The organism is Protofrankia sp. CiP1_Cm_nod4 (genome assembly GCF_982290645.1).
In genome coordinates this window covers 1-4,820 of record NZ_CEVIVC010000033.1, presented here as the reverse complement: position 1 = coordinate 4,820, position 4,820 = coordinate 1, and the positions used below count along the sequence as shown (strand labels likewise).

Sequence of the window (4,820 nt, the reverse complement as noted above, 5' to 3'; positions counted from 1 at the left end):
TCTCGACGGCTGTGACCATTCCGACGATGGAGGGAAGTACTCGAAGTGGACAGCACCCAGGCGGCGGCGGTGCCGCTGACAGGGTCCCGATGCCTGGTGACCGGTGGGGCCGGCACGATCGGTTCGGCGATCTGCGACCGGCTGGTCGCCGCCGGAGCGGCGGAGATCATTGTCGTTGACAACCTGGTCCGCGGCAGGAGGGCCAACCTGGCGGGTGCCCTCGGCTCCGGCCGGGTCCGCCTGGTGGAGGGCGACATCCGGGACCGGGCCCTGCTGGCCGAGCTCACCACCGGCGTCGACGTCGTGTTCCATCTGGCCGCGATCCGTATCACCCAGTGCGTGGAGGAGCCACGGCTGGCCCTGGAGGTCCTCGTCGACGGCACCTACAACGTGGTCGAAGCCGCGCTGACCGCCGGCGTCCGCAAGGTCGTGGCGTCGTCGTCGGCGTCCGTGTACGGGGCGGCCGTCGACTTCCCGACCCGCGAGGATCACCATCCGTACGGCAACGACACCCTCTACGGTGCCGCGAAACTGTTCAACGAGGGCCTGCTGCGCAGCTTCCGCGCCACGCACGGGCTTGACTATGTCGCGTTGCGCTACTTCAACGTCTACGGGCCGCGGATGGACATCCACGGCGTGTACACCGAGGTCCTGGTCCGCTGGATGGAGCGGATCGCCGCGGGCCGGCCACCGCTGATCCTCGGCGACGGCGGCCAGACCATGGACTTCGTCTTCACCGACGACATCGCGCGGGCGAACCTGCTCGCCGCCGAGGCCGACGTCACCGACGAGGTCTTCAACATCGCGTCGGGAGTGGAGACGTCCCTGCGCGACCTGGCCGAGTCCCTCCAGACGGTCATGGGCCGTAGCGATCTCGGGCTGGAGTTCGGCCCCGCCCGGGCGGCGAGCCCGGTGCCCCGCCGGCTCGCGGACACCTCGGCGGCAGCGGCCCGGCTGGGCTTCAAGGCCGAGGTCGGCCTCGCCGAGGGGCTGGGCCGGCTCGTCGAGTGGTGGCAGGCCGAGCAACGCGCCGGCCAGGACGAGCCCGCCGGCTCCGGAGCGTCCGCATGACGATCCCGGTCATGAGGCCCTGGCTCGGCCAGGAGGAGGTCGACGCGGTCGCGCAGGCGCTGGCCAGCGGCTGGATCGCGCAGGGGCCGCGGGTGGCCGCCTTCGAGCGGGCGTTCGCCGGGCATGTCGGCACCGGCCACGCGGTCGCGACCAGCTCCTGCACCACCGCCCTGCACCTGGCCATGATCGGGGCGGGGGCGGGCCCCGGGGACGAGGTGGTCGTCCCGTCGTTCTCGTTCATCGCCACGGCGAACTGCGTGCGCTACGTCGGCGCGGACGTCGTGTTCGCCGACGTCGAGGCCACCACCGGCAACCTCACCGCCAAGACCGTGGAGGCGGCGCTCACCCCGCGCACGAAGGCGGTCATCCTCGTCCACCAGGGCGGGATGCCGGCGGACGCCGAGGCGGTGCGGGCGTTGTGCGACCCGCTCGGCGTCGCCGTGGTCGAGGACGCCGCCTGCGCGGCCGGCTCCACCTACCACGGCCGCCCGGTGGGCGCCGGCGCGCGGATCGCGGCGTGGTCGTTCCACCCCCGCAAGCTGCTCACCACCGGTGAGGGCGGCATGCTCACCCTGGACGACGAGGCGCTGGCGACCAGGCTGCGCCGGCTGCGCGAGCACGCCATGAGCGTGAGCGCCGCGGACCGGCACGCCAGCGACCGGGTCGTCCTCGAGCGCTACCTGGAGGTCGGCTTCAACTACCGGATGACCGATCTGCAGGCCGCGGTCGGGCTGGTGCAGCTCGGCCGGCTGGGGGAGATGGTGGCCCGTCGGCGGGCGCTCGCCGCCCGTTACCGTGAGCTGCTGGCCGACATCCCCGGTCTGGTCGCGGTGCAGGATCCGCCCTACGGCGAGTCCAACTTCCAGGCCTTCTGGGTCCTGCTGCCGCCGGAGCACCCGCGCTCCCGCGACGACGTCCTGGCCCTGCTGGCCGCCAGGGGGGTGTCCGCGCGTCGCGGGATCATGGCGGCGCACCTGGAGCCGCCGTACGTCGACGTCGCGCACGGCGACCTGTCCGTCACCGAGTGGCTGACCGACCGTTCCCTCATCCTCCCGCTGCACCACCACCTGACCGGCGAGGAGCAGGAGACCGTCGTGGCCGCCCTGCGTGACGCCCTGGCCGGGTGAGCGCGGTGCCCGCCCCCGGCCGTCCGGCCGCGTGGGCCCGCCGGAGCCGTCCGCCCCGGCGGGCGGTGCCCGCCCGTGACCGCGCGGCCGGCGTGGATGCCCGGCCGGTACGGAACAGGATCCACCAGCCATGATCGCTCTTCCTGGCCGGCGACCGGCCGAGGACGCCGCCGGCCCGGTGGCCGGGCCGGTCCGCCCGCTGCCGGCCGCCGGCACCCGTCCGCTGGTTTCGATCTTCGTGTCGTCCTACAACTACGCGCGCTTCCTGCCGCAGTGCCTGACGTCCGTGCTCACCCAGGACTACGACAACATCGACGTCTACGTCATCGACGACGCGTCGGCGGACAACAGCGCCGAGGTGGCCGGGGTGTTCGCCGCGGCCGACCCGCGTTTCAGGATCATCCGGCGGTCGGTGAACCGCGGCCACATGGAGACCTTCAACGAGGGGCTCGCCGCGGCGCGCGGCGAGTACTTCATCAAGCTGGACGCGGACGACCTGCTCACCCCCGGCTCGCTCGCGCGTTCGGTGGCGTTCGCCGAGCACAACCCGGCGGTGGGTTTCGTCTACGGCGAACCGGTCGCCTTCGCCGCATCCCCGCTGCCGCCCGCCCGGACGGCGCCGGCGTCCTGGTCGCTCTGGCCCGGGCACGCCTGGCTCGCGCACGTCTGCCGGCTCGGCCACAACGCCATAGCGCAGCCGGAGGCGCTGATCCGCACCGCGACGCTGCGGGCGGCCGGGTACTACAACCCGGACCTCCCGCACACGTTCGACATGGAGATGTGGATGCGCCTCGCGGTGCTCGCCGACGTCGGCACGATCGACGGCGCCGACCAGGGCTACTACCGCATCCACTCCGCCAGCATGCAGCACACGATCAACTCCGGGGTGCTGCGTGACCTCGAGGGGCGGCGGGACGCGTTCGTCAGCGTCCTCACCGGCCCCGGGAAGGACGTGCCGAACGCCGAGGAGCTGCTCACCACCGCCCGCCGGACGCTGGCGGTGAAGGCGCTGCGCCACGCCTGTGATCTCCTGGGCGCCTCCCAGCGGCGGGGGCCCATCGGGCATGACGCCCTGGGCGCGCGGGCGGACGAGCGGGACCAGGCCGAAGGGTTCGTCGCCTTCGCCGAGGAGGTGTACCCGGCCGCCCGGGAGCTCGCGCCGTGGGCCACGGTGGACGGCCTCCTGCGCGCGGATCCGCGGGTGGTGATGCGGCACCGGGCGCGGACGACCGCCCGGGCGGCCGTCCGGCAGGCGCGGGCACACGTCCGGCCGCCCGGCGGCTGAGACAACCCGGTCAGCGGCTTTTCAGCGGGCCTCCCAGCGCGGGGTCGCTGGCGGACGCGGCCACCGCGGGGGCGAGGGCGGCCTGGGACGGGACGAGCCGGGCCGGCCCGTCCCGGCGGGCCTTCACGCGGTGGGCACGGACATCGGCCCAGGACCGGGCGCGGATGAAGGGCTCCTCGAACAGCTTGAAGAACCCGAAGCACACGGCGAGAACGGCCGGGATCGTCGCGGCCAGCAGGATGACCAGCGCCGTCATCCCCGTGGCCAGCCGCCGGAGCAGCTCGAACCAGAGTATTTCCAGCACCAGCGGGTGGATCAGGTAGACGGAGAAGGCGAGCCGCCCGACAGCGGTGAACGGCCGGGAGGCCAGCAGGTCACGTACCCGGGAGGCCGGCGCGGCCGCGAGCCCGCGAAACGCCACGGCCGTGACGGCGCCGACGAGGATGCCGACCCAGAAGTAGTCGGCCACGACCCGTTCGGACCCCACCACCGCGAACCCGGCCACACAGCCCGTGATGAGCACTCCGGCGAGCGCGAGCAGCGGGACACGGCGGCCCCGGATCATCGGTGCCCGCCCCGAGTCGGCCGCGAGCATGCCCAGCGCGAAACACGCCAGCATCTGCGGGCTGAGGTGCTCGTACCGCGCGAACGCCGGAACACGCAGGGCGACGGCCTCCAGCCCACACACCGCGATGACGGTGGCGGTGGCCGTGACCACCGGGCCCACCCGCCGCCGGAGCACGAGCAGGAGCGGGAAGAGGACGTAGATCCAGGACTCGACCGCGATGGACCAGAAGGTCCCGTTGGGCCGTTCGGTGCCCACGACGTCCTGCAGCATGAACAGGTGGACGGCGAACGCCCGGATCCCGCTCCGGGCGTCGCTGACGTTGTGGCTGACCCACAGCGCGACCGGCATCGACAGCACGAGCGCGATCCAGTAGGGCGGGAGGATCCGCCAGGCCCGCCGGCGGGCGAAGGTGCGCCAGCCGCCCCGCAGCCGGTGTCCGTTGCCCGCGGGGGACAGGGTGAGGGAGTACCCCGAGACGACGATGAAGACCACGACCGCGAGCTGGCCGTGGAGCATCCACCCGACGAACCAGGGGCCGCTGTTGCGCGGGTAGTCGGGGAAGACCGCCAGCCAGCAGTGATGGAGAACGACGTACATCGCGGCCAGCCCGCGCAGGCCGTCCAGCCACGCGGTGGGGCCGCGGCTGCTCCCGCGCGAGGCGCGGTGACGGCCGGTAGCGGTGCGCGTGGGCACGGGCGTCGCGGCGACCGGCCCGTGCCCGGCACTCCCCGCGCCGACGGGGGCCGCGCCGACGGGGGCCGTGCTGGCG

The 4,820-nt window shown here is 73.7% G+C and carries 4 protein-coding genes; 3 read left to right on the top strand and 1 reads right to left on the bottom strand.

Annotation, left to right across the window (positions count from 1 at the left end; all coding sequences use genetic code 11):
- Positions 1–45: 45 nt before the first annotated feature.
- The 3 genes from AC5LSR_RS08835 (at position 46) to AC5LSR_RS08825 (ending at position 3,483) form a co-directional block, all read left to right on the top strand.
- Entirely contained in the window at positions 46–1,071 is a 1,026-nt protein-coding gene (locus tag AC5LSR_RS08835) for an SDR family NAD(P)-dependent oxidoreductase (protein ID WP_250283778.1), read from the top strand.
- A gap of 11 nt (positions 1,072–1,082) precedes the next feature.
- Positions 1,083–2,198, top strand: a complete 1,116-nt coding sequence (locus AC5LSR_RS08830; protein WP_493468343.1) for a DegT/DnrJ/EryC1/StrS family aminotransferase — start codon at positions 1,083–1,085, stop codon at positions 2,196–2,198.
- A 130-nt stretch (positions 2,199–2,328) separates the two neighbouring features.
- The gene (locus tag AC5LSR_RS08825; RefSeq protein WP_250283782.1) at positions 2,329–3,483 is read left to right on the top strand and encodes a glycosyltransferase family 2 protein; all 1,155 of its coding nucleotides are present in this window, start codon (positions 2,329–2,331) and stop codon (positions 3,481–3,483) included.
- 10 nt (positions 3,484–3,493) lie between these two features.
- Here the strand turns inward: AC5LSR_RS08825 and AC5LSR_RS08820 are convergent.
- On the bottom strand, positions 3,494–4,820 hold a 1,327-nt coding region (locus tag AC5LSR_RS08820), incomplete at its 5' end, for an acyltransferase family protein (protein ID WP_493468342.1).